This window comes from Paenibacillus sp. FSL R5-0744 (genome assembly GCF_037972555.1).
Classification (GTDB): domain Bacteria; phylum Bacillota; class Bacilli; order Paenibacillales; family Paenibacillaceae; genus Paenibacillus_AQ.
This window is the reverse complement of record NZ_CP150228.1, coordinates 6,565,252-6,591,005: the sequence shown is the minus strand read 5'-3', so window position 1 is coordinate 6,591,005 and position 25,754 is coordinate 6,565,252. Positions and strand designations below refer to the sequence as shown.

23 protein-coding genes are annotated in these 25,754 nt (G+C 44.8%); 11 read left to right on the top strand and 12 right to left on the bottom strand.

Annotated elements, in window-relative coordinates; genetic code table 11:
* Positions 1-238: 238 nt before the first annotated feature.
* On the top strand, positions 239-2,956 hold the full coding sequence (locus tag MKY19_RS29180; protein ID WP_339799338.1) for a CHASE3 domain-containing protein: 2,718 nt from the start codon (positions 239-241) through the stop codon (positions 2,954-2,956).
* Between the two features lie 108 nt (positions 2,957-3,064).
* On the opposite strand, the gene MKY19_RS29175 is transcribed toward MKY19_RS29180, so the two are convergent.
* A complete protein-coding gene (locus MKY19_RS29175; RefSeq protein ID WP_339243932.1) occupies positions 3,065-4,105 on the bottom strand; it encodes a copper amine oxidase N-terminal domain-containing protein in 1,041 nt (346 codons plus the stop codon).
* 158 nt (positions 4,106-4,263) lie between these two features.
* Here MKY19_RS29175 and MKY19_RS29170 point away from each other — a divergent pair, with 158 nt between their 5' ends.
* Both MKY19_RS29170 and MKY19_RS29165 read left to right on the top strand, forming a co-directional pair.
* Positions 4,264-6,831 (top strand): DUF2339 domain-containing protein, encoded by a 2,568-nt coding sequence (locus MKY19_RS29170; RefSeq protein WP_339799336.1) that lies wholly within the window; start codon positions 4,264-4,266, stop codon positions 6,829-6,831.
* A gap of 15 nt (positions 6,832-6,846) precedes the next feature.
* Positions 6,847-7,578 (top strand): HAD family hydrolase, encoded by a 732-nt coding sequence (locus tag MKY19_RS29165; RefSeq protein WP_339302253.1) that lies wholly within the window; start codon positions 6,847-6,849, stop codon positions 7,576-7,578.
* Positions 7,579-7,664: 86 nt separating this feature from the next.
* Here the strand turns inward: MKY19_RS29165 and gdhA are convergent, their stop codons facing one another.
* Entirely contained in the window at positions 7,665-9,050 is a 1,386-nt protein-coding gene (gene gdhA, locus MKY19_RS29160) for an NADP-specific glutamate dehydrogenase (RefSeq protein ID WP_339243929.1), read from the bottom strand.
* Between the two features lie 239 nt (positions 9,051-9,289).
* Here gdhA and MKY19_RS29155 point away from each other — a divergent pair, with 239 nt between their 5' ends.
* The 3 genes from MKY19_RS29155 to MKY19_RS29145 all read left to right on the top strand — a co-directional run bounded on the left by MKY19_RS29155 (position 9,290) and on the right by MKY19_RS29145 (position 10,376).
* Positions 9,290-9,568 carry a hypothetical protein gene (locus MKY19_RS29155; RefSeq protein ID WP_060626091.1) on the top strand — a complete coding sequence of 93 codons (279 nt, stop codon included), beginning with the start codon at positions 9,290-9,292 and terminating at the stop codon, positions 9,566-9,568.
* A 258-nt stretch (positions 9,569-9,826) separates the two neighbouring features.
* Complete coding sequence (locus MKY19_RS29150) at positions 9,827-10,027, top strand: cold-shock protein (protein WP_019914790.1); 201 nt, start codon at positions 9,827-9,829, stop codon at positions 10,025-10,027.
* A gap of 118 nt (positions 10,028-10,145) precedes the next feature.
* Positions 10,146-10,376, top strand: a complete 231-nt coding sequence (locus tag MKY19_RS29145; RefSeq protein WP_042131520.1) for a cold-shock protein — start codon at positions 10,146-10,148, stop codon at positions 10,374-10,376.
* Between the two features lie 104 nt (positions 10,377-10,480).
* On the opposite strand, the gene MKY19_RS29140 is transcribed toward MKY19_RS29145, so the two are convergent.
* The 6 genes from MKY19_RS29140 to MKY19_RS29115 form a co-directional block, all read right to left on the bottom strand.
* A complete protein-coding gene (locus MKY19_RS29140) occupies positions 10,481-10,942 on the bottom strand; it encodes a VOC family protein (protein WP_339267780.1) in 462 nt (153 codons plus the stop codon).
* A 44-nt stretch (positions 10,943-10,986) separates the two neighbouring features.
* The gene (locus MKY19_RS29135; protein WP_339267778.1) at positions 10,987-11,454 is read right to left on the bottom strand and encodes a VOC family protein; all 468 of its coding nucleotides are present in this window, start codon (positions 11,452-11,454) and stop codon (positions 10,987-10,989) included.
* Positions 11,451-12,014, bottom strand: coding sequence for an NADPH-dependent FMN reductase (locus MKY19_RS29130; protein ID WP_339267777.1), 564 nt, complete (start codon positions 12,012-12,014; stop codon positions 11,451-11,453). Before MKY19_RS29130 ends, MKY19_RS29135 begins: the two co-directional genes overlap by 4 nt.
* Positions 12,015-12,165: 151 nt before the next feature.
* Positions 12,166-12,858 (bottom strand): response regulator transcription factor, encoded by a 693-nt coding sequence (locus tag MKY19_RS29125; RefSeq protein WP_339267775.1) that lies wholly within the window; start codon positions 12,856-12,858, stop codon positions 12,166-12,168.
* 16 nt (positions 12,859-12,874) lie between these two features.
* Positions 12,875-14,551: a GAF domain-containing sensor histidine kinase gene (locus MKY19_RS29120; protein WP_339799332.1), complete on the bottom strand. Its 1,677-nt coding sequence runs from the start codon at positions 14,549-14,551 to the stop codon at positions 12,875-12,877.
* A 147-nt stretch (positions 14,552-14,698) separates the two neighbouring features.
* On the bottom strand, positions 14,699-16,090 hold the full coding sequence (locus MKY19_RS29115; RefSeq protein WP_042192729.1) for an MATE family efflux transporter: 1,392 nt from the start codon (positions 16,088-16,090) through the stop codon (positions 14,699-14,701).
* A 263-nt stretch (positions 16,091-16,353) separates the two neighbouring features.
* Between MKY19_RS29115 and hxlA the strand changes: the two genes are divergently transcribed.
* The 3 genes from hxlA to MKY19_RS29100 all read left to right on the top strand — a co-directional run bounded on the left by hxlA (position 16,354) and on the right by MKY19_RS29100 (position 18,014).
* Positions 16,354-16,986, top strand: coding sequence for a 3-hexulose-6-phosphate synthase (gene hxlA, locus MKY19_RS29110; protein WP_339799330.1), 633 nt, complete (start codon positions 16,354-16,356; stop codon positions 16,984-16,986).
* Between the two features lie 7 nt (positions 16,987-16,993).
* A complete protein-coding gene (gene hxlB, locus MKY19_RS29105) occupies positions 16,994-17,551 on the top strand; it encodes a 6-phospho-3-hexuloisomerase (RefSeq protein ID WP_339799328.1) in 558 nt (185 codons plus the stop codon).
* An 85-nt stretch (positions 17,552-17,636) separates the two neighbouring features.
* Complete coding sequence (locus MKY19_RS29100; protein WP_036682121.1) at positions 17,637-18,014, top strand: helix-turn-helix domain-containing protein; 378 nt, start codon at positions 17,637-17,639, stop codon at positions 18,012-18,014.
* 95 nt (positions 18,015-18,109) lie between these two features.
* Here the strand turns inward: MKY19_RS29100 and pepT are convergent, their stop codons facing one another.
* The 4 genes from pepT to MKY19_RS29080 all read right to left on the bottom strand — a co-directional run bounded on the left by pepT (position 18,110) and on the right by MKY19_RS29080 (position 22,650).
* Positions 18,110-19,342 carry a peptidase T gene (gene pepT, locus MKY19_RS29095; protein WP_339799326.1) on the bottom strand — a complete coding sequence of 411 codons (1,233 nt, stop codon included), beginning with the start codon at positions 19,340-19,342 and terminating at the stop codon, positions 18,110-18,112.
* Between the two features lie 96 nt (positions 19,343-19,438).
* Positions 19,439-20,092: a sortase gene (locus MKY19_RS29090; protein ID WP_339799324.1), complete on the bottom strand. Its 654-nt coding sequence runs from the start codon at positions 20,090-20,092 to the stop codon at positions 19,439-19,441.
* Positions 20,093-20,123: 31 nt separating this feature from the next.
* Positions 20,124-21,161 carry a hypothetical protein gene (locus tag MKY19_RS29085; RefSeq protein ID WP_339799322.1) on the bottom strand — a complete coding sequence of 346 codons (1,038 nt, stop codon included), beginning with the start codon at positions 21,159-21,161 and terminating at the stop codon, positions 20,124-20,126.
* A gap of 475 nt (positions 21,162-21,636) precedes the next feature.
* Complete coding sequence (locus tag MKY19_RS29080; protein ID WP_339267762.1) at positions 21,637-22,650, bottom strand: LLM class flavin-dependent oxidoreductase; 1,014 nt, start codon at positions 22,648-22,650, stop codon at positions 21,637-21,639.
* Positions 22,651-22,906: 256 nt separating this feature from the next.
* Here MKY19_RS29080 and MKY19_RS29075 point away from each other — a divergent pair, with 256 nt between their 5' ends.
* Positions 22,907-23,911, top strand: coding sequence for a LacI family DNA-binding transcriptional regulator (locus MKY19_RS29075; RefSeq protein WP_339267760.1), 1,005 nt, complete (start codon positions 22,907-22,909; stop codon positions 23,909-23,911).
* 332 nt (positions 23,912-24,243) lie between these two features.
* The gene (locus tag MKY19_RS29070; protein WP_339799319.1) at positions 24,244-25,668 is read left to right on the top strand and encodes an ABC transporter substrate-binding protein; all 1,425 of its coding nucleotides are present in this window, start codon (positions 24,244-24,246) and stop codon (positions 25,666-25,668) included.
* Positions 25,669-25,754 lie beyond the last annotated feature (86 nt).

The window sequence follows — 25,754 nt, the reverse complement described above, 5'->3', positions numbered from 1 at the left end:
CATCGCCTTCAAGTTAGTCACTCTATTTCCCCCTCATATTCTATTGAGGAGTGAGTAAACTTGGAGTTTTTTTATGGTCAAATACACAGGTGTTTCAACGGTGCTCAAAAATGTTTAAGTTACCAGCAGTAAAAATTCACATAGAAAACTTAGTGGAGCAGTGAAGAAGGAGCAAAGAGCCATTATTATAAGGAATTAGGTAAGGAGTTACGCTTAGAAGACAGGACGGAGGCACTTTGTGAAAAAACATCGATTTACTTTGCAGTATAAAATACTATCTATAACAATTTTTATCGTGATCTGTCTATTAGGATTCGTGATGGTTATGCATGATAGAATCAATGCGCTGCAGCGGGAAAGCAGCTTTATTTCCCATCAGGACCGAGAGATAACTAGTTTGGCTAATCAGATCGAGAAGAACATTCTAGATATGGAAACGGGACAACGAGGTTATATTATCACCGGCGATGATAAGTATCTGGAGCCCTATAATTTGGGGAAAACTCAATGGAAGGCGAATTATGATGAGCTCTCCGTGCTTACTGCTAATGGTTCCATGCAACTTCAGCGTCTGATGGGCATTGAAAATAATATCCAGCAGTGGATCAAGCAGTCCGGGGATTATGTGATAGAGTTGAAAAAAGAGGGACAGGAAGCTGAAATCTTACGATATTTCCATTCGGATGATGGCAAAGATCAAATGGACCGAATTCGTAGCCAGATCAGTACTTACCGCGAGACGATGAATGAGAATACTAATGATTTGATAGCTGGACAGGCAGATCAGAATAAATTGCTGCTGGAGCTCCTTTATATTGTTTGGGCGATTATTGCTGTTACCTCAGTGATCGCCTCGTGGATCATTTCACATGCCATCGTTAGTACGATTCGTAAGGTTACTCATACGATTACTGGATTAGATTCCGCTGATGATACGAAGAGAAGAGTGGAGATTACCACGAATGATGAAATCAGGGATCTCAGTGTCGCTACGAATCATCTGATAGACACGCAACAAGAGCGAATATGGATTCAGGATCATGCTAATGATTTGCTGTCAAGGTATCAGGGCATCACACGAGTCTCACAACTGGGCGATATCTTTTTAGGTAAAACTGCAGAAGTTATTGATTATCCATATGGTGCCTTATATATACGGACGCAAGATCATGATCGAGACATGTTAAATAGAACTTCTACTTTTGCTGGAAACAGCGACATAACAGATCATGGGACATTCCAAATTGGAGAAGGTTTGGTTGGTCAATGTGCTAAAGAGGCACGTTTGATTCACATACAGGATCTTCCAGATGAGTATATCAACATTCAGTCCGGGCTGGGCGTTTCCGCACCGAAATTCCTTATATTACTTCCAGTTTGTTTTTCGGGTGAGGTAGTTGCTGTGGTGGAAATTGCCTCCTTTTCTCCACTTACTGAGCCGCAGATTAAATTCTTGGAGTCTATTTCAAATGCATTTGGTGCTGCAATTAACAGTACCATCAGCAGTATGAGAATTGATCAACTTTTGGAGCAATCCCAACGCTTAAACGAAGAACTTCAAGTGTATACTGAAGAACTACAAACCCAGTCTGAGGAGCTGCAAATCCAGACAGAGTCGCTACATGCGACGAATAGAAAGCTGGAAGATAAGAATCTCTTAGCTGAACAAAAGTCATTTGAGGCTGAAAAAGCTCGAATAGAGCTTGCTCAATCTGCAGAATTATTGCGGCAAAGCTCGCAGTATAAATCGGAGTTCTTGGCGAATATGTCTCATGAACTCCGAACTCCGCTTAACGGCATATTGTTACTCTCCGAATTTCTCATGGAGAATCAGTCAGGGTCCTTAAGTGAGGAGGATATTGAATTCTCCCAAGCCATTCATTCTTCTGGGCAAGATCTGCTGGCGCTGATTAACGATATTTTAGATTTGTCCAAGGTTGAGGCAGGGAAGCTGAATATTGAAGTTGAAGCGATAAATCTAACGGAGATCCCGGAGGCAATGCTTCAGAGCTTCAGTCACCTGTCTCGAAAGAAAGAGATTCCTTTGCATATACAACTGGGGGAGGACTTACCTCCGCTATTTTATTCGGATGCTCAAAGGGTACGGCAAATTATTATAAATCTGCTGTCCAATGCGTTTAAGTTTACAGCTAATGGTTCAGTAACTCTTGAAATACGTTTGGCGACTACAGACGAACTACGGAGTTTGGCACATTTGGAACCAGGGTTATTTATTGCTTTCGCCATCAAAGATACTGGAATTGGGATTCCTTTTGAGAAGCAGGCTATTATTTTCGAAGCTTTTCAACAGGCGAATGGAAATACAGAACGTCAATACGGTGGAACTGGGCTTGGGTTATCCATATCCAGAGAACTGGCAACACTGCTCGGTGGTAGGATTACGGTGGAGAGTCAAGAAGGAATAGGTAGTGTCTTTACGGTGTATTTGCCAATGAAGCTTCAGGACCCTAGCCTTGAAGAAACCGCTGGGATAGCAGATCTTAATCATGAGGAAGAAAGTTCGGTTGCTCTTCCCGCAGCAACCAGTGAGAACATAAGCAGCGACTTCACCTCTTTAAATCATAAGCATGTTCTAATTGTGGATGATGATGAGCGGAATCTGTTCGCGTTATCTAACACGCTAAGGAAGCGTGGACTGCAAGTAACTACAGCTGCGGATGGAGAGAGAGGCATACATGCGCTGGAGCAATCTGCATCCATAGACATCGTTCTTATGGATATTATGATGCCGGTAATGAACGGATTTGAAGCTATCGCTCGAATCAGAGAAATGCCGACAAGGAATAGAATTCCAATTATAGCGCTGACCGCGAAGGCGATGAAGGAAGACAAGGCGAAAATCTTACAAGCGGGTGCAACAGATTATCTTAGTAAGCCAATTAACTTAGAACGTTTATTAGCATTGATGCAATTAATCCTAAATAGTGATTCATAAGGTGATAGATTCTAGAAAAATCAAACAGCGCGCGCCAATGGAGTACTGGCGCGCGCTGTTTAGTTTGTACGAGCTGTCGATTGGACAGCTCTAGGGTTGTTGATAATGTTATTGTTGAACGGAATCTACTACGACTTTAGCAGCTGTGCCGATTGGTGGCAGGCTTTTAGTCAGCATAGGGCTGTAGAATCCTATAACTTTTGCGCCTTTTACAAGCTCGCTGCTGTTTACAGCTTTGCCATCGGTATTAATTAGCGCGGTATCTTTACTAATACGAAGTACTACTTCTTGTTGTGACTGTTCGTTCAGGCCACTGCCTTTAACGGTGATGCTGATGTTTCCTTCATCGTCTTTTTTAACTTCTTCAATGGTACCTGCAGTACCCAAAAGATCATTTTGTTTCTGCTCATCTAGAACAGTGATCTTGTAAGTTGGAGTTTGCGGTGGCAGGCTCATGGTCATGATCATGGAATGCTCTGCTTTTACGGTCATACCGATATGAAGATCTTTTAGAGCAAGCTTAGTACCGTCTGCCATTTCGATAGTCGTATCTTCACCTACATTCAGTACGATGCCATCTGTGCCTACACCCTGGATCTGAACGGATTGGTATTTGCCCTCATTATTGACAGCTGTAATCACGCCAGTCTTGGTCATATGCTCTTCCTGATTAGCGGCAGTGATCACGATGGAATCTCCCTTCACTGTCATGTTGTGGTGGATGATTTCACTTACAAAGGAAGCTGGAACGTACAAAATGGAGTCAACCAATTGTGGTGCAGTTCCAAGCGTAGTATTCATTTTATTAATGCTATAGCGATCTTCTCCGGCTTTCACTGTAGTGAAGACAGCACCATTGATAAGATCAACGGATTTAGTTTGTCCATTCCAAGTTAATTCAAAGCCAAGTGCTTCAGTAACCGAACGAAGTGGCACCATAGGCTCTTTGCCATTTGTAGTTTGGAAGCCTGTTTCTTTCAGAGCGGAACCGTTGATTTCAATCGCAAATGTTTTTTGGTTAGCGCTAACGGTTGTTTGAGCAGCATCATTTTTGGCAGAAGTTGTTGTTGGTGCGGCATAGGCTGCTCCTGTTGATAGTGCTAGGGACAAAGTTAAAAGAACTGTACTTGTTTTTAAAATGTTGTTCATAGTTGTGAGCTCCTTTTTAAGTTCATTTGTTAGTGTTGTTATTATCTAGACGGGACATCCCTCAAATATGTTGCAGTTTTTTGCATAAAAAAGAGTAAGAGACCCTTCCGTTTGTAGTAAAATGGAAATATTAACAATCGCTCACATTAGGAGGCGCTATGGAGTCATTCAAAGATCGACTTAGATTCATGAAGGTCCAGCAGGACGGGCTTATTAAGGAATATGAAGCTCTGATCGCGGAATATGAAAGTCACGATCTGGTCAACGAGAATGAACACTTAAAGAAGCAATATGAGAAACATAAGCTTGCTTTAGTGGAGTTAAAGACTCAGGTGGGGAAGCTTCAAGAAGAGAATACAGAGCTAAAAGTTACGCTAACGGAACAAATTTTAGATGAGAAACTTGGCATTCTTAGTCTGTCCAGACAGAAGCTGCAGACTTATTTTGCCTCTAAAAGCCTTGCCCATACGGACCGGCTGACGGATTTTGAGATGGACACAAAGCGTCATATTCAGCGGTTGTACCAAACAGCCGCGAGGCAGCTCGGTGAGGATAAAGCGGAGTTATCCAGTCGACTTGGAGCATTATCGGCGGAGTTAAATGAGCGTGTACTAGCGCAGCGACAAAGACTGAGGGAATCCGAAATTGCTCTGAACTCCAGAATGGATAATGGATTACATGATTTTGCCTCAGAAGAGATCAGTGAAGAAGTATTGGAGCGTCGAAGAAAACAAAATCAGATCGAAATGAAAATTGGACTAGGCTGGATTAACAAGCTTGGGATCTTGTTGCTGATCTTGGCCGTGGGAGCAGCATTCAGATACTCCTATTCCAATTGGTTCACCGGTTATATGAAGGGAGGCGCCTTTTTCCTACTGGGTTTACTGATGTTAGGGGGCGGGGAGTGGCTATACCGGAAAGGAAAAGGGACGTTCGCTTTAGGGCTACTTGGGGGCGGGATTTCAGTGCTGTACGGCTCTATTTTCTATAGCTATTTTTTACTGGATATTATCAGTATTTATGTAGGGCTGTCCTTATCCGTGCTCGTCACATTGACTGCGGTGCTCCTGTCTTTAAGGTATGAATCACGAAGTATTTGTGCGTTGGGTTTAATCGGAGGGTACCTGCCGCTATATTCTTATCTTGGGGCTTTCGGGCATTCAGGCAACGCAGTTTATGTGGCAATGGGCTACTTATTTCTTCTGAATTTATTCATTCTACTAATTTCCTTCCGCAAACGCTGGAACGTGGTCAATTACATCAGCTACTTATTTAATACACCCTCCATGCTGATATTAATAGCGTTATCGGATAGCAACGGAATGAATATGATTTATGCGGTGCTGACTTTTGCGATGTATTTGGGCATTACGTTATGGTACCCGTTCAAGTATCGCTCCAAGTTGTCTTGGTGGGATTTCTCTCTACTGGGATGCAACACGTTTATTAGCTGTCTTACCTTGTATCTTCTATTTCTGGATGCAGGGCTCAAGGATTACAATGGTGCGCTGGCGCTGCTCTTCTGTCTGCTGTATCTAGGGCTTGGACGAGGGCTTGAAAAACTGATGCCACAAGAAAAAGAAAGCATGCTGCTGTTCTACGCTACTTCGCTGACCTTTGGTATTCTGATGATTCCGTTCCAATTTGGAGCGGCTTGGTGGTCCATTGGCTGGTTGGTTGAAGGCGTTGTGCTTACCTTGTTTGGTAATCTGAATCGGTTTAAAGGGATGGAAAGGGCAGGCTGGGGGATTTTAACGCTTTGCCTTGCGGTGTTCTTCGGATTAAATGTACCAATGCAGCTCAGTATAGCCAATGAATGGTTGAATTCCGCAGACGTCTATTTTCCGCTAAAATATGTCTTCATTACTGCAGGCATGCTGATCATTGCCGTATGGTACGCTGTTCAGCATAATCGAAAGGATGTCCTACAGCGCAGTGAGCCTTACGAAATCACCTTAGCCCTGTGGTTTAAATACGCGGCATTATTGAATTTCTGGATCTATGGTTTGTATGAATCGAGAAGACTGTATCGTCTGGCTGTACCGGAGGATTTCTCGCATAGAACCTTCTATAATTTGCTGCTGTCCGCTCTGTTAACTATTATTCTGGCCTATGTATTGCCAAAGGTGAAGGTGCTTTATGACACGATTGTTAAGTATTTTGTGAGACTTCTCTTTGGGATCGGCTACGCTATTTGTTTGGTGATTACAGTAGGCTTGCCAAGCCTGCAGAATGAGCTTGCACGTAATACCGGGGCTGATTATATCGCACTGGGTGTGCTTATTATCTTCAATATTTTCGTGTGGTTTAGTGGACGTGATCTGCTGATCACCTTGCTTAAACGTGAGTATAAAAGTATGGAGATCTATCCTGTTTTCATGGGAGTGTATCTACTCGGAATCATCACCGCTTTTCTAGGGGTACAGCTGCAATTAAGCGATGCGGGATTAATATTTAGTCTTGTGTATCTGTTGATAGCAGTTCTGTTCATCATGTACGGCTTCCGCAAAAGATATGTGTATATCCGACGCTTCGGCCTTGGATTAACGCTTCTGGCGACAGGTAAGCTGCTGCTATACGATTTGGGACTACTGAATACCGGAAGTAAAATTATCGCTTATGCCAGCTTTGGGATTTGCCTGCTGGGGATCTCCTATCTCTATCAAAAGGTGTCAAACAAAATGGAGGAGGGGCAGGCAGCGACGGAGAATGTGACTAAGGGGTAACTTACAATGTGAATCATGGGAAGGAAGACGGGGATGTATCAGACTTATATTTTCGATCTGTACGGTACACTGATTGATATTGAGACAGATGAGGAGCAATCTGAGGTATGGGAAAGGTTAGCTCTCCATTTCGGATATCAGGGACTCTCTATATCAGGTAGTGAACTGCAAGAACGGTTTTTGCGGGAGCGGGATCTTCAACTTGGTGAAGCCGCACGGAGCTGCGAGTATCCGGATTTCGTAATGGAGGAAGTGTTTCGGTCTGTGGTCCGTCAATTAGGTGGAGAACCGGATCAAGCGTGGTTATATGAAACCGTGAGGTGGCTACGGACGTTATCAATGGTCCATATCTCTCTATATGAGGGTGTGACTGAAATTCTACAAACGTTAAGAGAACGTGGCAAAAAAGTATTCTTGCTCTCCAACGGGCAGAAGACATTTATTGAGGCAGAGTTAACTATGCTCGGAATCATACATCTATTTGATGGCATTGCGATCTCTTCGGAAGCAGGGGTGAGCAAGCCTGATCCGCTATTTTATCGCTATTTAGTTGAAAGGTATGGAGCGGATTTGAGCTCAGCCATTATGATTGGAAATGATCCTCGTACGGATATTGAGGGGGCTCTGAAGGCAGGGATTGATTCCTGTTACATTCACACGGCTTCTTCACCGTCCGATATGGTTGTGAAGAGTACGTATTCTATATGGGATGGTGGTTTGCGGCAAATCCCAGGTTGGAACTCATAGTTGAATTAAAAAGTCCCCGTCCCCGGCTTCTTACTCACCGGTTACGGGGACTTCGTATGATCACAACGCCGTTTGTTTATGCTTGATTAGATTACGCCTTCAGCCAACATAGCATCGGCTACTTTCTTGAATCCAGCGATGTTCGCTCCTGCAACGAGGTTGCCGGACTGTCCATACTGCTCGGATGCATCTACAGACTGTTGATAGATGGAAACCATGATCTCATGCAGCTTCGTATCAACTTCTTCAAAGCTCCAGGACATACGCATGCTGTTTTGGGCCATTTCAAGCGCAGATACAGCTACGCCGCCAGCATTAGCAGCTTTGGCAGGTGCGAATAACACGCCAGCTTCTTGGAACTGGTGAATAGCTTCAAGGGTGGATGGCATGTTGGCGCCTTCGCCTACTGCTTTAACACCATTCTCAATCAGTTTCAATGCCATGGCTTCATCAATCTCATTCTGAGTAGCACTCGGAAGGGCGATATCACAAGGAATAGTCCAAATTTGCGTGGAATCTTCGGTATACACAGCGTTAGGGTGTTCATTCACATATTCACTTATCCGTTTTCTTTCGACTTCTTTCAGGCGGCGGACAGTTTCGAGGTTAATGCCGTTTTCGTCATAGATATATCCAGCGGAGTCACTACAAGCTACAACTGTTGCACCTAGCTGTACAGCTTTTTCAATCGCATAGATCGCTACGTTACCAGAACCAGAAACAACAACGCGACTTCCTTCAAAGGAAAGGCCTTTTGCTTTCAGCATCTCGTTTACGAAATAAACTGTACCGTAACCAGTAGCTTCTGTCCGAGCCTGACTACCGCCGTAACCAATACCTTTACCAGTCAATACGCCAGCCGGATATCCTCCGCGGATCCGCTTGTATTGTCCGTACATGTAGCCGATCTCACGACCACCTACACCGATATCTCCTGCAGGAACGTCTTGGTCAGGACCGATGTAATTTTGCAATTCAGTCATGAAGCTTTGTGCAAAACGCATGATTTCGCCTTCGGATTTTCCTTTAGGATCAAAGTCGGATCCGCCTTTACCTCCGCCGATGTGTTGGCCGGTAAGAGCGTTTTTGAAGATTTGCTCGAAGCCGAGGAATTTGATAATACTAGCATTAACGGATGGGTGAAAACGAAGTCCACCTTTGTAAGGTCCAATGGCACTGCTGAACTGTACACGATATCCACGGTTAACTCTGACCTTGCCTTGATCATCTGTCCAAGGAACACGGAACATAATCAAACGTTCTGGCTCAACCAATCTTTCCAGAATGGCATTTTCCTGATACTTAGGTTCAGCAGCCAGGATTGGAAGCAAAGATTCAAGGATTTCCTTTACAGCCTGATGGAATTCGGGCTCGAAAGGATTACGCGCAACAACCTGTGCGTATACGTCTTCGATATAACGATGTGCCTTGTTGCTGTTTGTGTCTAATTGCTGGGAAGATACAGAGCTCATGAATTCAACCGCCTTTTCTAGTATTCAATTTGGTCCAACACTTTTTTTATATTTTGGCACAAGTCAATGTTCCTCACAACTGTTTTTATTAAATAACTTACCTGAAGTGGAATGTTGTAGAGCCCGTGATAGCAAGAAAAGTGTGAACAAACCGCGGTATACTTCGCGTAATGACGCGTTAAAGCGTGAAATATGCTACAATGGAGATGTAATAATTGTAGGGAGATGAAATTTGAAAAATGAGTGACAAATTAAACGAGCAGGAATTAGTAACCGTATTATCTGCCAAAACCAAAGTAGATCCTAAATTAATTCGTTTAGTATTGAAGCATGAACAGACCTTTATCAATAATGCCAAGGCCAATGCCAAAGGCGAGGTAGACATCGACAATGATGATCTGGTTGACTATGTTGTTGCCCAGCGTGATGTGAAGCTGGATGAAATCACAGTGGAGACGATTCTTGATGCGGAGATGGATTACTTAATGGATAAAGGGCTGGCAGGATACATCGATTAACCCTTGTGCATTTCCGGCTCTAAAGCCTTTAATATAAAAGGATATAGAGCCGGAATGAAAAAAGTAGGCATTTACATTGCATTCAATGATTTAGTGTGGTACAATGAAGTTAATCATAAATTTAACCCTTAATTCACATATTGTAAAAGGTTATCATTTGTGCGTATGAGTCCTTTTCCAATGTGTGAATTTTTATTTGTTCGTACACTACGTAGGAATAAAAGGACATGTGTTAAATAAAATATTGGAGGTAATATCATGCAAACAGGTACAGTTAAATGGTTTAATGCAGACAAAGGATTTGGTTTTATCGAGGTTGAAGGTGGAAGCGACGTATTCGTACACTTCTCCGCAATCACAGGCGACGGATTTAAATCTTTGGACGAAGGCCAACGCGTTGAGTTCAACGTAACTCAAGGCGCTCGTGGACCACAAGCCGAAAACGTTGTAAAACTGTAATTCGAAAATTAGGCTGCCCTTAACACAAGTTGAGGGCAGCTTTTTTATTTTTCATCTTATGAATCTGCCCCTAATAGGGTGGCGAAATCGTCTCGATTCGATCCAAGGAGGGGTACTTATGTATTTTCGTAAAAAAGCACTGGAGGATCTTCCGCAGGAAGACACAGCCATTTGGTCTTGTACCAAGGAAGGTTGCACCGGTTGGATGCGCGATAACTTTGCATTTCAGTACGTACCTACCTGCTGGCAATGTAACTCTCCCATGACGAGAAGTATGAAGATACTGCCAATGCTTGTGAATACGAATTCAGATATGAAGGCTATGAAGAAAGGCATCACGATTAAGTAACAGCCTTTACTAAAACCATGCAAGAGATGGTTAAATAGAAGCAGCTAACATACTCAAACAGCTGGACCCTTGATGGTGGGCAGCTGTTTTTTGTTTGAGTATTTTTATTTATGGTCGAGCAATTTCTCCCACTCGGTTAAGATAATGTTCTCTGAGAGATGCTTCAAATGCTCAGGAACCTCTACATGGCACATCAATTCCAGGCTGTTGCCGTCCGGGTCGTTGAAGTACACAGAAGCATTCCCTTGATAAGCTCGAATAAAAGGCTCAACGGAAGCTCGATTACGGAACGGAACAGCCTCTACCCCAATGGATTGCAGCCATTGCAATGATTGCTTCAGATCCTCATAAGTTACGCGGAAGGCAATATGCCGTAAAGATGGGTGGTATGGCGTTGCTACTTCCTTTCCTTCCCAAATGCCGATCCAACTCCGACCTTCCTCCATCCAGAAGAATGCAGTTTCCTCATCCCGCCAGGCCATTTTTAATCCCAATTTCTCATAAAATTCGATAGATACCTCAAGATTACTTACAGGTAAATGTGCTTCGTATAGTCCTTTTATCATATTCTCGTCTCCTCGTGCAGGCTTAGCCTGAATTCTTTCAATAACTACCAGGTTCTTCCATGTATTAGTTCCCATTCTTTCCAAGGTATCATTCCTAGCTCAGGCCTGGGCGGATCAGGCAGTACAGATAGGAACTCTAAGGAATGACCATCTGGATCACTGAAATACACGGATACGGCTGGCATCCAGCCAAATACATACAATTGTCCCTTATCATCATCGAGGAAGTTGGAGGCTTCAATCCCCTTGGCCTTCAGGTAGGATACTGACTGCTTCAAATCCTCAAGCGTTACTTGGAAAGCAAAGTGCTGATGCACAACCTCGGAAGGTGCCTTCTCCCAAATCCCCAGCATGGCCTGATTACGATCTTCTCCAATCCAGTAAAATCGCCGCTTGCGGCCTTCAGTATTCTCCGAATGTGCTAAGGGTAGTCCCAGAGCATGTTCATAGAAATGAGCAGATTGTTCAAGGTTAGTCACGTTCAGATGGGTTTCAAACAGTCCTTTGATCATAGGGCGGCACCTGCCGGGCTATTGATTTTGCGAGCTAAATTTAGGAATGATTCTAAGACTAGGCGAATTCGATCTTCAATTTCTTGACCGCCCTCGTACCCGTCGTATTCGACCTCGAACCGCTTGCGCTGCATCCCGCCGATGGAGATCCAGTCTGGCGTATTAATCCCATGTAGATTGCGTACAACCGCCTGCAATTGAAGTAATGAGCTTACACCTACAGCTCCACCTGCAGAGCTAGCGGACAATACCGCTTTGCCGTTGAAGTGCGTCTGGCCTAGATGGTCGAGAGCATTTTTCATCACGCCGCTCATGGAACCGTGGTATTCCGGGGTAATCAGGATGATTGCGTTCGCAGTTAGCATCTCTTGATGGAGGGCGCTTAGATGCTCATGCTCCGCGTAAGACTCATCTGGTGAATAAAAGGGCAGTGGGCGTTTATGGAGATTAAACAGGGTGACTTGTTCGCCTTGCTGATTAATAAAATGTGCGGCATGCTCTGCCAACTTTGTGCTGGTCGCTTCTTTTCGATTGCTGCCTGTCAGGATCATGACTTTCATCTGTATCCACTCCTATAAGGTCGATTGCTATAAACCAATGATAGCTGAATCGACATTTGTTGACGTCAGCACATGGAATGAACCTGCATAATAAAAACGCTCAGCAATTGTGCTGAGCGTCTAAGACTATAGTTGTAGATGAGCTGTGGCACTATGAGTTGTAGCCGCTTTTCAATGCAAAAATGGCAGCTTGAGTCCGATCCGATAAGTTCAGCTTTCCCAGTACATGACTGACATGTGTCTTAACAGTCTTCTCGGTGATGACCAGCTTACTGGCAATCTCTTTGTTGCTCATACCTAGTGCAATGAGGTCTAACACTTCCTGCTCTCGTGGAGTAAGAAGCTCAGATCCGGTGATTGTAACCGATGTAGTACTGGATCCATTCAGATCTGAGTTGCTAACATTCAGTTGTTCTGGTGTAGAAGCTGCCATTAGATCCATCAGTTGACTGGCAGCTGCGGAATGCAGCTCAACTTGACCACTGTGTACCTTGCGGATGGCGACTACCAGCGCTTCTGGTTCTATGTCTTTTAGCAAATATCCTTTGATCCCTACGCGGATAGCAGGGAGTACATGATCCTGATCTGAAAAGGAGGTCAACACAATGATTTTGACCTGTGGATGGGAGATCCGTAGCTGTTTAGCCGTCTCGATGCCGTCCATAACGGGCATGTGCAAATCCATTAATATGATATCCGGCTGGAGCTCAGCCGTTCTCTCTAGTGCCTCGCGGCCGTTCGACGCTTCTCCGATAACCTTGATGTCCGGTTGTGTCGAGAGAAACACTTGTAGACCTCGACGAACCATTGCATGATCGTCAACCAGTAATAAACCTATTGTCATTTGTGATCACCCGACTTCATGTGGATTGGAGGGGCAAAGGGATGGTTACTTCAACCGTTGTGCCTTGGTGCTCCTCACTGTGGATCTGAATATGGCCGTAGAGCGCCTCAGCTCTTTCCTTCATAATATGCAGGCCGAGAGATTCATTGGTGTCTGTGTTACAGCGTCGTTTGGCACCGCCCTTGCCCTGATCGGCAATGCTAAGTATCACCTCGGTAGCGTTCAAAAGTAGAGATACTTTAGCTTTAGAAGCTCCGGAGTGCTTACGTACATTATTAAGTGCTTCTTGACCAATGCGCAGCAGTCCTTCTTCCACATTGCGGGGAAGTTCGAGTACACCGCTGCGCTCTGTCTGTATCAACAGCCCTAGTTGCTGACCATGAGCCTGCAGCGCGGTCAATAACCCGGCTTCCAGTCCTGCAGGACGAAGCTGCATGATTAAAGCACGCATTTCTTTGAGTGCAGATTGAGAGAGCTCTTGAATATCGCGGACAGCCTCAGCAGCCGGATGGGAGGTATGCTCTTGCTGCAGCATGCTTTCTACACCTTTGGCCGTCATCGAGAGGGAGAACAGAATCTGGTTCACCGAGTCGTGGAGGTCACGGGCCAGTCGATTCCGCTCGTCCAGACGCGCGATTTCGCGGCGCTTCTCTCCGAGCTGTACACTTTCCAGTGTAGCTGAAATATGCTCGGCAATCGCTTCGAGTACTTCTCCGTCTGCGGTTGCGGAGGCGAGTGCTTTAGGCGAGGTGATGAGTAGAATGGCTGAACCATGTGCAGTAATCTGCCGAAAGGGGACGGCAAGCATTACAACTCGCTCTGTAACAGGCTGTTCCGAACAGCATGAGTTCGTAATTTCCTGTTCTTCGTCAGAGGTTAATGTTGCGAAGCGCTGTCCTTTTGCAATATCCCTTAGACGATTCTTAAAGGAATCCGAGAGCTCAAAAGGAGCTAATTCAGGTGTTATATTAGCTGCATGAGCGGCTGCATGTACTTCGAATTTGCCCGCGTGTTGTCCAATGATCGCTGCAAAAGGCCAATCGAAATATTGACCAATCAGGGCGGTGGTTTTCTCCACCAGAATGCTTGGGGAGATGCATTCACTAGCCGTTATATTCAAAGCAGCGCTGAACTCCCCTAATTTGGCGTACAGATTGGCACGACGCTGCTCGGTGCTATATAACTGCATGCGTTCAATGGCACTGCCAATTTGCAGGGCCACGGATTGTAGCAGAGCCAGCTCACTGTTGGGGTAATGTGCTTTGCCTGGTGCAGCTACATTCATAAGCCCTAAGTAGCGTTCGCCTGAATGCAATGGGATAGTGGCGTGGTGGGTGATCCCCAACGTATCGCCCCAGTTATATTGCCTGGCATTACTCAGCCGCTTGCAGTTTAGAATGTTAACGGCATGCTCTAGCCGTCCGTCCCATAGGCGGTCTAAGCACCAGCAGCTTCCACACTGCATCGGCTGTTTATTGTTCCGTTGCAGCGCTGGCGGTAAACCTTGATCTGCGGCGAATTCATACTCCATATTCTCTTCGCTCAGGAAGATCCAGCCTGCCGTATTTCCTGTTAGATCTAACAGCTTACCCATAACTGTATCGAGCATCGGTTTGAGCTCATTGGAACTGTTTAAGGTCTCCGCAATCGTCTTGAGCGTCAATAACTCGTGGATTCCGGTTTCTTCCGGCATGAGGTTCTCCCCTTTAGATTAATTAGGTTCTATCTATTGTAACGTAGAATGCTTCATTCATTCTAATATTTATGTAATCATGAAGCGACAAAAAAGGTGGACCCTTAAGATCTGGTATGACCTTAGAGAACCACCTAAATAAATTCGTTAATTTACAGCTGCAGGGGTAGTGGAAGGCACGCTGTGTTCTACATCATCGTGCTGAATCAGTCCATGTTTCTCCCAAGCTCGACTCTTCCAGCGGAAATACATAATGACAGCTCTTGTCCACTCATCAGCCGCAGTGGCAATCCACACACCGGCTAATCCTAGGTTAAGCTGGAATACCAGAAAATAGCCAAGGGGTAAGCTCATGCAGACCATGGAGATCAGTCCCATATATACTGGGAACTTCGCATCGCCCGAGGCGCGTAGTGAGTTAATGATGACCAAATTAGTTGTGCGCCCGGTCTCTAGGAAGAAACTAAGCAGTATAACCTGAGCCCCCATCAGAATAATGTTCTCGTTGTCTGTGAAGAGGCCGAATAGTGGTACCCGGAAGACGATCACAAGAGCATCTATTACTACTGTGACCAGAAGTGCCCACTTCACACTGGTGAATACACGCGTATAGGCCTCCTTGGGGCGCCTAGCTCCCACCAGATGTCCTACGATAATGGAGGTTCCCATGGAGACGGCTACACTGAATAAATAAATATAATTGGAAATGTTGAGCGCGTATTGACGAGTGGCCATAGCCTCGGCGCCCAGATAGGTAATATACAACGTGAATACGAGCTGACAAGATTGATAAATAATCGATTCAAACGCGGACGGGATGCCGATTTTGAGAATTTGCTGCACATATTTTTTGGAAAGATGAATGTAGTAGGTTAACTTTACCCGTACCTCCATCACTCTGTAGAGCAATAAGAAGAAAATAATAAGACAGATAAACCGACTGACAACCGTTGAGATAGCTGCACCTTCGACACCTAACGCTGGAAGTCCAAAATGACCATAGATGAGTAAGTAGTTACCCACCACGTGAATGATGTTCATCAGCAAGGATACGACCATCGTCTGTTTAGTGAAACCGTGCGTACGGATTGTGGTCGCCAGAGCATTGATTAATGCTTGGAGAAAAATACCGCCCCCGACAATATGAATATAGGATTTAGCGTAAACGAGAATGTCCCCTTTTACATTCAGGGCAGTTAGTAGAGTCCCTCCGAATATCAGCAAAAATGTACTTAGGAGAATTCCTACTAACAGGTTTAGAGTAATGGCATTGCCGGTCACTTGAGCGGCTTCCAGAGGTTTTTTGGAACCGAGGTATTGGGAGACTACAATCGCTGCGCCGTTACCAATTACACTGAGAACTAAAATAGCCATCGCGATAATCTGATTCGCTGCACCAACACCCGATACGGCATCGTCCGATACGGAGCTGATCATAAAAGTATCCACACTGCCCATGAGCATAAATAGGAACAGTTCCAGGAATATCGGCCAAGTTAGTTTTACAAGGTTAAATTCTTGGTGATTATTGTGCTTCATTGTACACCTTCTTACATCATGATTAAATTGCTGTTATTCCATAAACAAACTGTAATGTTAGCACAGCTTTCATGAAAATGCAGTACTTTTACAAAAATATGACAAAAGGTTGTTAATGTCTGCAAAGATAAAGCTGGCAGCAGCACATTAGTATCCTCCAGGTAACTACATCACAATAAAGTGCCTACTTCCCTTAAAGGATGTAAGGATCTACAATTTGTACATGACTTACTAAAATATATTAACAAGGAGTGCAAATAAATATGAAATTGCAATTAGCATTGGATCTAGTGGATATTGCGGGAGCGAAAGAGATTGTCTCAGAGGTTGCTGAATATATAGATATCGTTGAAATTGGAACACCTATCGTTATTAATGAAGGCTTGCATGCGGTGAAAGCAATAAAGGAAGCTTTTCCTGCTTTGACAGTATTGGCTGATTTGAAAATAATGGATGCTGGTGGATATGAAGTGATGAAGGCGGCAGAAGCTGGTGCTGATATCGTTACTGTGCTTGGTGTATCTGATGATGCTACCATTCGGGGTGCGGTGGAGGAAGCTAAGAAGACGAATAGACAGATTCTGGTTGACCTGATCAATGTAAAAGATATTAAGTCAAGAGCGGCTGAAGTAGACGCACTTGGCGTAGACTATGTCTGCGTACACTCTGGATATGACCATCAGGCGGAAGGAAAAAATTCTTTTGCAGATTTGAATGCAATTAAAAGTGTGGTTAAACAGGCTAAAACCGCTATCGCTGGGGGTATCAAGCTAAGTACGCTTCCGGAAGTTATCGCAGCGAATCCTGATCTTGTTATTGTTGGCGGAGGCATTACGGGTGAGGCTGATCAAAAGGCCGCAGCGGCAGAGATGAAACGTCTAGTTAACCAGGCTTAAGATTACAATGAACACATTGAAATATGCGCAGCAAATTATAGAGGAGCTTCAGCGCTCCATTTCTCAGCTTGATCAGCAAGAGGCTGAACGAATGGCTGAACTGCTTCTTCAGTCGAATAAGGTATTTGTGGCCGGGGCTGGTAGATCAGGATTGATGGGACGAGCTTTTGCAATGCGACTCATGCATGTCGGTAAAGAAGCGTACGTCGTGGGAGAAACGGTAACTCCGGGTATTGAGCCTGGTGATGTGCTTGTGCTCGGTTCGGGTTCAGGAGAGACGAAGGGGCTGATCTCTATGGCAGAGAAGGCCAAAGGAGTAGGTGCAGAGGTTATTGCCGTTACGATTGCGCCAGACTCGACCGTCGGACGTTTAGCGAGCTATGTAGTGAAGCTGCCGGGATCTACAAAAGATCAGACCAGCGGAGGCTACAGCACGATTCAGCCAATGGCTTCTTTATTCGAACAGACGATGTTAGTCTTTTACGATGCAGTGATTCTGCGGATGATGGAGAAGACGGGGCAGACGACTAAGCAGATGTTCGGCAAGCATGCTAATTTAGAGTGAGAGTACAGAAACGAATGCCTTCCAAGTAAGGAGGTTATTCGTTTTTGTGTTAGTATGACAATAGGAGAGAGGAGGCGCTTTAGTTATGGCAACCGAGATTAAAGATCGCATCAACTTGAAGGAAATTAACTGCGAGAAGGAACTGACGCTTGCAGTGATTGGAGGCAAATGGAAGCTGATAATCCTGTGGCATCTTGGGCTTGAAGGGACAAAGCGGTTCAGTGAGCTGAAGAAGCTAATTCCTCATATCACGCAAAAAATGTTGACCAATCAGCTTCGAGAGCTTGAAGAAGATCAGTTGGTTCTTCGGAAAGTGTATGCCGAGGTTCCTCCAAAAGTTGAGTATTCTCTGACTTCATATGGACAGAGTCTGCTTCCCGTCCTTCGATTGATGTATGATTGGGGTAAGAATTACGGGGAAAATGTGATCTGGAAAGACACGCCGCCGGAAGAAAGATGCTAATCGAATAGACTTTGAACATTAATAATCCCTGAGAGGTCTGAATCGACCTTTTCAGGGATTTTTTGTATTCAATATGGAGTGACGTGAATTATGATTTAGGCTTTTTGTTCGAACAGCTTGGCGATCTCGACGATTACGTTTACCGCTTTTTCCATGTTGTCAGCAGAGGCGTATTCGAATTTGCCGTGGAAATTTTCGCCCCCCGTGAAAATATTAGGTGTAGGTAAACCCATGTAGGAAAGCTGTGAGCCATCTGTTCCCCCGCGAATCGGGCGGATGATCGGTGTGATGTTCAGATTCTCCATCGCCTCATGGGCAATATCGACAATATGACGCACCGGTTCGATTTTTTCGCGCATGTTGTAATATTGGTCTTTCATTTCAAGCACGATGTTCTCTTCACCATGGATGCTCTTGAATTCATCTACGATGGCAGAAAGAAAGGCTTTACGTGCCTCGAATTTCTCGCGGTCGAAGTCACGAATGATATATTGAAGCTTGCTGAATTCCGGTGTGCCTTCTATGGAGCTAAGGTGGTAGAAGCCATCATAACCGTCTGTGAATTCTGGAGCTTCCTCAGCAGGGAGTCTAAGATGGAGCGCCATAGCGATTTTTGCGGAATGAATCATTTTTCCTTTGGCAGTACCAGGATGTACATTGACGCCGTAAACCGAGATTTTGGCTGATGCAGCATTAAAGCTTTCGTACTCTAGTTCACCGAGTGGGCCTCCGTCCACAGTGTAAGCATAGGAAGCATTAAAAGCAGCTACATCAAATTTATGAGGTCCGCGGCCGATTTCTTCGTCCGGTGTGAAGGCAACTCTAATCTTGCCATGTTTGATTTCTGGATGCTGAAGAAGGTGATTCATAGCTGTCATAATCTCGGCAATACCGGCTTTATTGTCTGCGCCAAGCAGGGTGGTACCATCGGTTGTAATTAATGTATGGCCTTTATATTCTGCCAGCTCTGGGAAGCTCGCTTTAGACAATACAACATTTAATTCTTTGTTCAAAAGAATATCTTTGCCATCGTAGTTCTCCACGATCTGTGGCTTTACATTTGTTCCTGTGAAATCAGTTGCTGTATCGAGATGTGCCAAAAAACCAATGGTCGGAACATCCTTCTCCGTATTGGCTGGGAGTGTAGCCATGACATACCCATGCTCGTCCACCTGCACTTCATCCATGCCGATCTCCTTGAGCTCTTCGACCAGCTTGTGGGCCAGCACCATCTGCCCCGGAGTGGACGGACAAGTTTCATTATCCTCGTTCGATTGGGTATCCATTTGAGCATACGAAATAAACCGTTCTACAACCTCTTTTTTCACTGTGGGTCATCTCCTCATTACTGTTGTATCTATATAGTATCACTTTCCATATCCGGTCTCATCCCTGAGGAGGAAGATTAAGAGTTAAGATTAGCTTTAATGACGCAATATTTCTTGCTTCACTAGCTTCGCTGAAAGTAAATACCGGTCCGGTGCTGACCCCACGTATGAAAAAGGATAACAGGTGATCAAGGTAAGAATAGCCTTATCGCTTGGTTTTATTGCGCCGCGTTCAGTCCCGTCTACAATCGTGCTGCCTGTCACTTCATAGGTGAACGTACCGTCCATGCTTTCCAGTTCGATTAGATCTCCTGCGACAAGTTCTCCTAGATTGCGGAATACGGTATCACGGTGTCCAGCAAGCACGCTATTACCGATGGCGCCGATGGCTGCGCTACCTATATAGTGTCCAGCTCCTTTTTTTAATTCAGGGCTTTCCGTACCCTCCAGAATAGCCACCTTCTTATTTAAGGTGGGGAAGCGGATTTCTCCAATCACTTCACCCTCTTTATAAGAGGGAGGAGAAGATGGTTGTTCTTTTGAAGAACTGACCATTCCCTTGGGGAGAGGGTTCTCTTCATTTGAAAGGGGGCGGGCGATGGCTTCCTCCCTCTTTTTTGCCCAATCATTTAGGGCCTGCTTGGCCTCGATGGGTGCTTTGACGACTTGAACGATCGAATAAATCAGTACAACTAAAGAGAGTATGAAGATTAGCTTCACGGTTAATAAGACACCATTACGCTTCTTCATACTCTCTCCTCCAGACTTAAATTACTAAACGTTATTCTTTCTTCGATTTCAATCTGCGCATGATGATCACGCTGAGTACCGCAATAGCTAAGCTGGCAAGAATTAAGTTATACCAAGGCTCGGCGGTATTTGGAAGCTCGTTGCCTGCCTCTGGTGCTCCCAAAGGAATGTCGCCGTCAGGTAAGGCTACCTCATCGCTTGGCCGAGGTGTTGCACTGGTGGTTTGACTACCAGCACCTGGTGACGCTGCAGGTGTAGGCTCATTACTGCTTCCGCCCATTGGAATCGGTTCTTCAGTAACGCTTATTTCATCGACTGCAGGCGGTGAAGCCGTAGGTGAAAGCGATGGTGTTGCTGTTGGTGGCACTGACTGACCTGGTGTTACGACAGCTGTAGGTGAAGCAGTAGTCGTTGGTGAATCCGTAGGTGTTGTGGTTGGTGCAACCGTAGGTGACGGTGAGGCTTCAGGTGTAGTTGTTGGTGTTTCAGTAGGTGTTGTAGTAGGTTCAGTTGTTGCTGTTGCAGTTGCTGTAGGTGATGGATCAGGTGTAGGTGAAACCGTCGCTGTTGGCGTTGAAGTAGGCTCGGTGGTTGGACCTGGTTCTCCGGAAGCGGAGAATTCAAAAGCTACGGTTGTGGCCTTCCCTTGATATTCGTTGCCGGCTTCCCATGGGAAGGTTACATCCATTTGAATTACACTCTTCTCTCCTCCAGCAAGTGAACCGATGGTTACTCTGCCAGCAGCCTCACTCATCACTCCCGAATAGATGATTACTCCCTCTTTTTCGAGTGTCATTTGGAGAATATTGTACAACTCTACGTCTCCAGAGATGAATTTAAAGTCCACAAAGTAATCAAAGCCTTCTGTGCCATCATTAATAATCGTGTACTCTGAGCTCATTTCGTCACCGGGCTTCATATTGTTCATGGTGGCTGTGCTCGTGGTATGAGAATTCACAGTAAGCTTAATGGTATCCTGAGCGCTTACCCCTCCAGCGTGCCATATTACTCCTACCAGAATAATCAGAACGTAAGCAGCTATGAAGACTGAATGGTATTTCTTCTTCACTTTCTTTGCTCCTTTCTCCTGAGCCCATTGTAGCTGTTGAAAAACAAAATCTGCGGGCTTCCGGCAAAATCCTCCGTTTTAAACGATTATTCCATTCTACATTGTCGAAATAAGTGGTATTGTAAAGTACCACTCTTTCATTTGTGGGCGGAATCTTTCTGAATGAACGGAGAAAGAGGGCATAGCCAAAATACAAATCGTTCGTTATAGCGAATATATAAAGTATAATCAAAATGATATCCAAAGAAAAATGATGTATTACAACTAATTAGATCATATTTGCTTAAATAATAAGTATATGGTCTATTTATCTGTTGATTTCTCTCTATATCTCTTTATTTTTATGTTTTTTAATATCTTAGTAGTGTTTTATTAAGAACGGTTTCGAAAACAAAACAAAAAAGGCAAGACGCATATCTGAAACGGGAGAATTCCCGATACTCAGATAACGTCCTGCTTTGTTAAGACTGCAATCTTACAGTTCTTTCATAGCCTCAGCTACAATTTCATAGGAACGAAGACGAGCTTCATGATCATAAATCCCTGCGGAGATAATCAATTCATCTGCTTGTGTCTCTTTCAGAATGTCTTGAAGTCGTTCTTTAATCGCTGCTTTATCGCCAGAGAAAGAATAACGCTGCTTATCGAGCATGATTGCTTTTTCTTGTACCGTCCATAGCCCATCCATACTCTCAACGGGTGGTTGTAACTTGCCTGTACGCCCGCGGATGATATTGAGGAACTGCTGCTGCTGCGAGGTAGCTAGCTTTCTTGCCTCATCTACGGTATCGGCTGCTGTAACCCCTAATCCGACCATAACATAAGGTTTGTCTAGTACTTCTGATGGACGGAAATTACTGTGGTATATGTGCAGCGCCTGAAGTAAATACTCAGGTGCAAAATGGCTGGCAAAGGCAAAAGGCAACCCTAGCTTGGCTGCTAGCTCAGCACTAAAGCCGCTGGAGCCTAAGAGCCAGATGGGAACATTTAAGCCTTCCCCAGGAACCGCGCGTACTCCAGCTGGGCGCGATCCTGCTCCTGCAGGGTCGAAGTAAGCTCTTAGCTCACTTAGCTGCTCAGGGAATTCACTGCCATCGCTTCCGAGCCCGCGACGCAGCGCACGGGAAGCTGGTTGATCAGATCCGGGTGCTCTGCCCAGTCCAAGATCGATCCGTCCCGGATATAGAGATTCGAGAGTCCCGAACTGTTCGGCAATAACAAGTGGTGCGTGGTTGGATAGCATAATGCCACCAGAGCCAACACGTATGCTTTGGGTGCCACCAGCAATATGTCCGATCAAGAGTGAGGTAGCAGAGCTGGCAACTCCGATCATATTATGATGTTCAGCGAACCAATACCGATGATAGCCCCACTTCTCAGCGTTCCGAGCTAAATCTAGAGAGTTATGAAAAGAGTCTGCCGCGGTCCCTCCTTCCACAATAGAAGCCAGGTCCAGTACGGAGAATCGAATGTCACGAGGTTGTTTCAATGTTATCCCTCCTATAATAAATGCTCTATGCTCATAGAGCAGTATTTGTAGCTACGAATATCGCTACTCGGATAGTATACCATGTAATAAAACTATATACACACTTTAAGTAAGTCGTTTATCTTCCAAGTGAAGAAAGAGGAGGAGAAGATGAATTTTTTAAAATAATGTAAGCGCTTCAAAAATTATATTGTTATTTCCAATCGGGCTTGCTATAATCACATCGAAAAGTTCCCTAAAAAAGGAAGTTATCATTATGAAGCCAACCATAAGAGATGTTGCCAGAATGGCCGAGGTGTCGATTAGCACAGTGTCACGTGTTATGAATGCACCGAATTCGGTAGTGGAGAGCAAACGGAATCGAGTGATGGAGGCTGTAGAACGATTGCGGTATCAACCTAATTCATTTGCACGTGGTTTGATTTACAAGAAGTCCTTTACACTGGGCCTGCTTATTCCGGATATTGAGAACCTGTATTTCGCAGGGGTGATTCGGGGGATGCAGGATGCTTGCATCAAGCTTGGGTATAGTCTAATGATCTGCAATACGGACCGCGACAAAGAACGACTACTGTCCTATATTGATAACTTCCATGAGAAGCAGGTGGATGGGATTGTATTCGCCAGTGATTTTCTTTACCCTGAGTATCATGACAAATTGGTCGGTTGTAGAATTCCATTTGTGCTAGTGTCGTCACATTCCGATGAGTTCGACATTCCAAGTGTGGAGGTGGATGATGAAGCGGCTGCCTATGATGCGGTAAAGTTCCTGATTGATTTAGGTCATAAAGATATTGGTATGATTGGTTTTAACCATGATAATTCGGTATCAGGACCACCACGCTATGAAGGGTTTGTAAGAGCACTAACAGAGTCAGGGTTACAGCAGAATATTGTGAAGAGTAAATATGCCAGTCACCGGTTTGAACATGCTTATCAAGCTGCGCATGAACTATTTACAGATTACCCTGAACTAACTGCTATTTTCTGTGTGGCTGATGAATTCGCGATGGGGACGATTTCTTATCTGAAGGATCGTAATATTCTTGTTCCGGGTCAGGTATCCGTGATTGGGTTTGATAATCTAAGGATGTCGGGTATGTTCATCCCGAAGCTAACTACGATTGCACAGCCAATTTACGAGTTAGGGTATCGTGCGGCCGAGAAGCTGCATGAATTGCTTACAACTGGTGAAGTGCAGGTATTGAATGAGAAGATGGAGCATAAGCTGATTGTGCGGGAATCTACACGAGAAAAATAGGGGTAGTTCACTTTTGTACCACCCTCTGAAAAGCTTTTCAAAATTCAGTGCTCGTCTTAAGCAACATTTGAATATTTGCTTAGACAATAAAAATAATTTTTACCAAAACATTTCAAATACAGATTGGAAACGCTTACTTCATGTGATACTATAACAAATGTAAGCGCTACAATTAATTGGAATTTGTGATTGGATTCTTTTTTAGTATAGATCCTTAGATTCTGAAAAGCTTTGCAAGGAGGTGATCTGCTACAAGCTGCTTATACATGCCAGGGTACCGGATGATTGAGTCAGAAGCAATCTCTAAAACCATTAAAGGGGATGTACAAAAGATGAAGAAAACCTCAGGACGTAAAAAGTCATTGGCTTTAGTACTGTGTTTATCCTTCACTATGATGCTGAGCGCATGCGGCGGAGGCAATAACAACAATGCAGCGCCTACAGATCCACCTGCAGCGACTACCAGCCCAACAGCAGATAACACTGAGAAAGCTACAACTGCTCCTAGCACCGAGCCATCGGGATCTCCGCTAGAGCTAGCCATGAAGGGCGACTATAAAGGAACTAAAGTAACGATGTTTGGCCCCTTCGTAGATGCTGACCAAGTGAAATTTGAGAATAGTATTAAAGAGTTTGAAGAGAAGACAGGAATTGATATTCAATACGAGGGCTCAAAAGAGTTCGAAGCTACGATAAACATTCGAGTAGACGGTGGAAATGCTCCGGATATCGCTGATTTCCCGCAGCCGGGACTGCTAGCCTCGATTGCTAAGACTGGCAAGGTTATCGATTTAACTAACGTGCTGGATCAAGCCAAATTGACGGCTAATTACAACAAGAGCTGGCTTGATATGTCTAATATGGACGGGAAAGACGGCAAGATCATGGCGGGGATCTGGAACCGCAGTAACGTAAAGAGCTTGGTCTGGTATCCAAAAAAGCAATTTGATGAAGCGGGCTACAAGGTTCCTGAGACATGGGATGAGATGATGGCTCTGACGGAACAAATTGCGAAAGATGGTGATCCTGCTTGGGCTATTGGAATCGAGAGTGGTGCTGCAACAGGCTGGCCGGCAACAGACTGGGTAGAAAACATAATGCTGCGCACAACTACACCTGAGAACTACGATAAATGGGTAAAAGGTGAGCTGCCATTTACCTCTACAGAAGTGAAGAATGCAGTTGAAACCATGTCGAAAATTTGGCTCAACAAGGATTATGTCTATGGTGGTGCAAAATCCATCGTGACGACATCGTTCGGGGATGCCCCAGCACCAATGTTCAATAATCCTCCTAAAGCATGGTTTAATATGCTCGGCAACTTTATTACAAGCTTCTTCCCTGAAACCGCAAAGGTTGATGTAGATTATGATTGGTTCTACCTGCCGCCTATTGATCCTCAATATGGTAAACCAGTGCTAGTTGCTGGCGATATTTACGCGATGTTCAACGATCGTCCTGAAGTTCGTGCAGTTATGGAATTCTTTACTACAGGAGAATCCATTAAGACCTGGGTGCAATCGGGCGGCGTAATTGCTCCAATGAATGATGCTTCCCTGGATTGGTATACCTCAGAATCCGATCGCCGGATGGCGAAGCTGGTTCAGGATGCTTCCACGCTGCGCTTTGATGGCTCTGACCTGATGCCGGGCAAAGTGGGCGCAGGTACCTTCTGGAAGGGGATGACCGACTACGTAAGTGGTACTGCGACGCTGGATCAGGCGTTGGAACAAATCCAGTCTGGCTGGAACAACTAACCTAATATTGAAAGCACACAGTTAAAAGAGGGGCAGCGAGATTTGAAGGTTCTCTGCCCCTCTTTTTGTTTTCCAAAGCGTGAGTA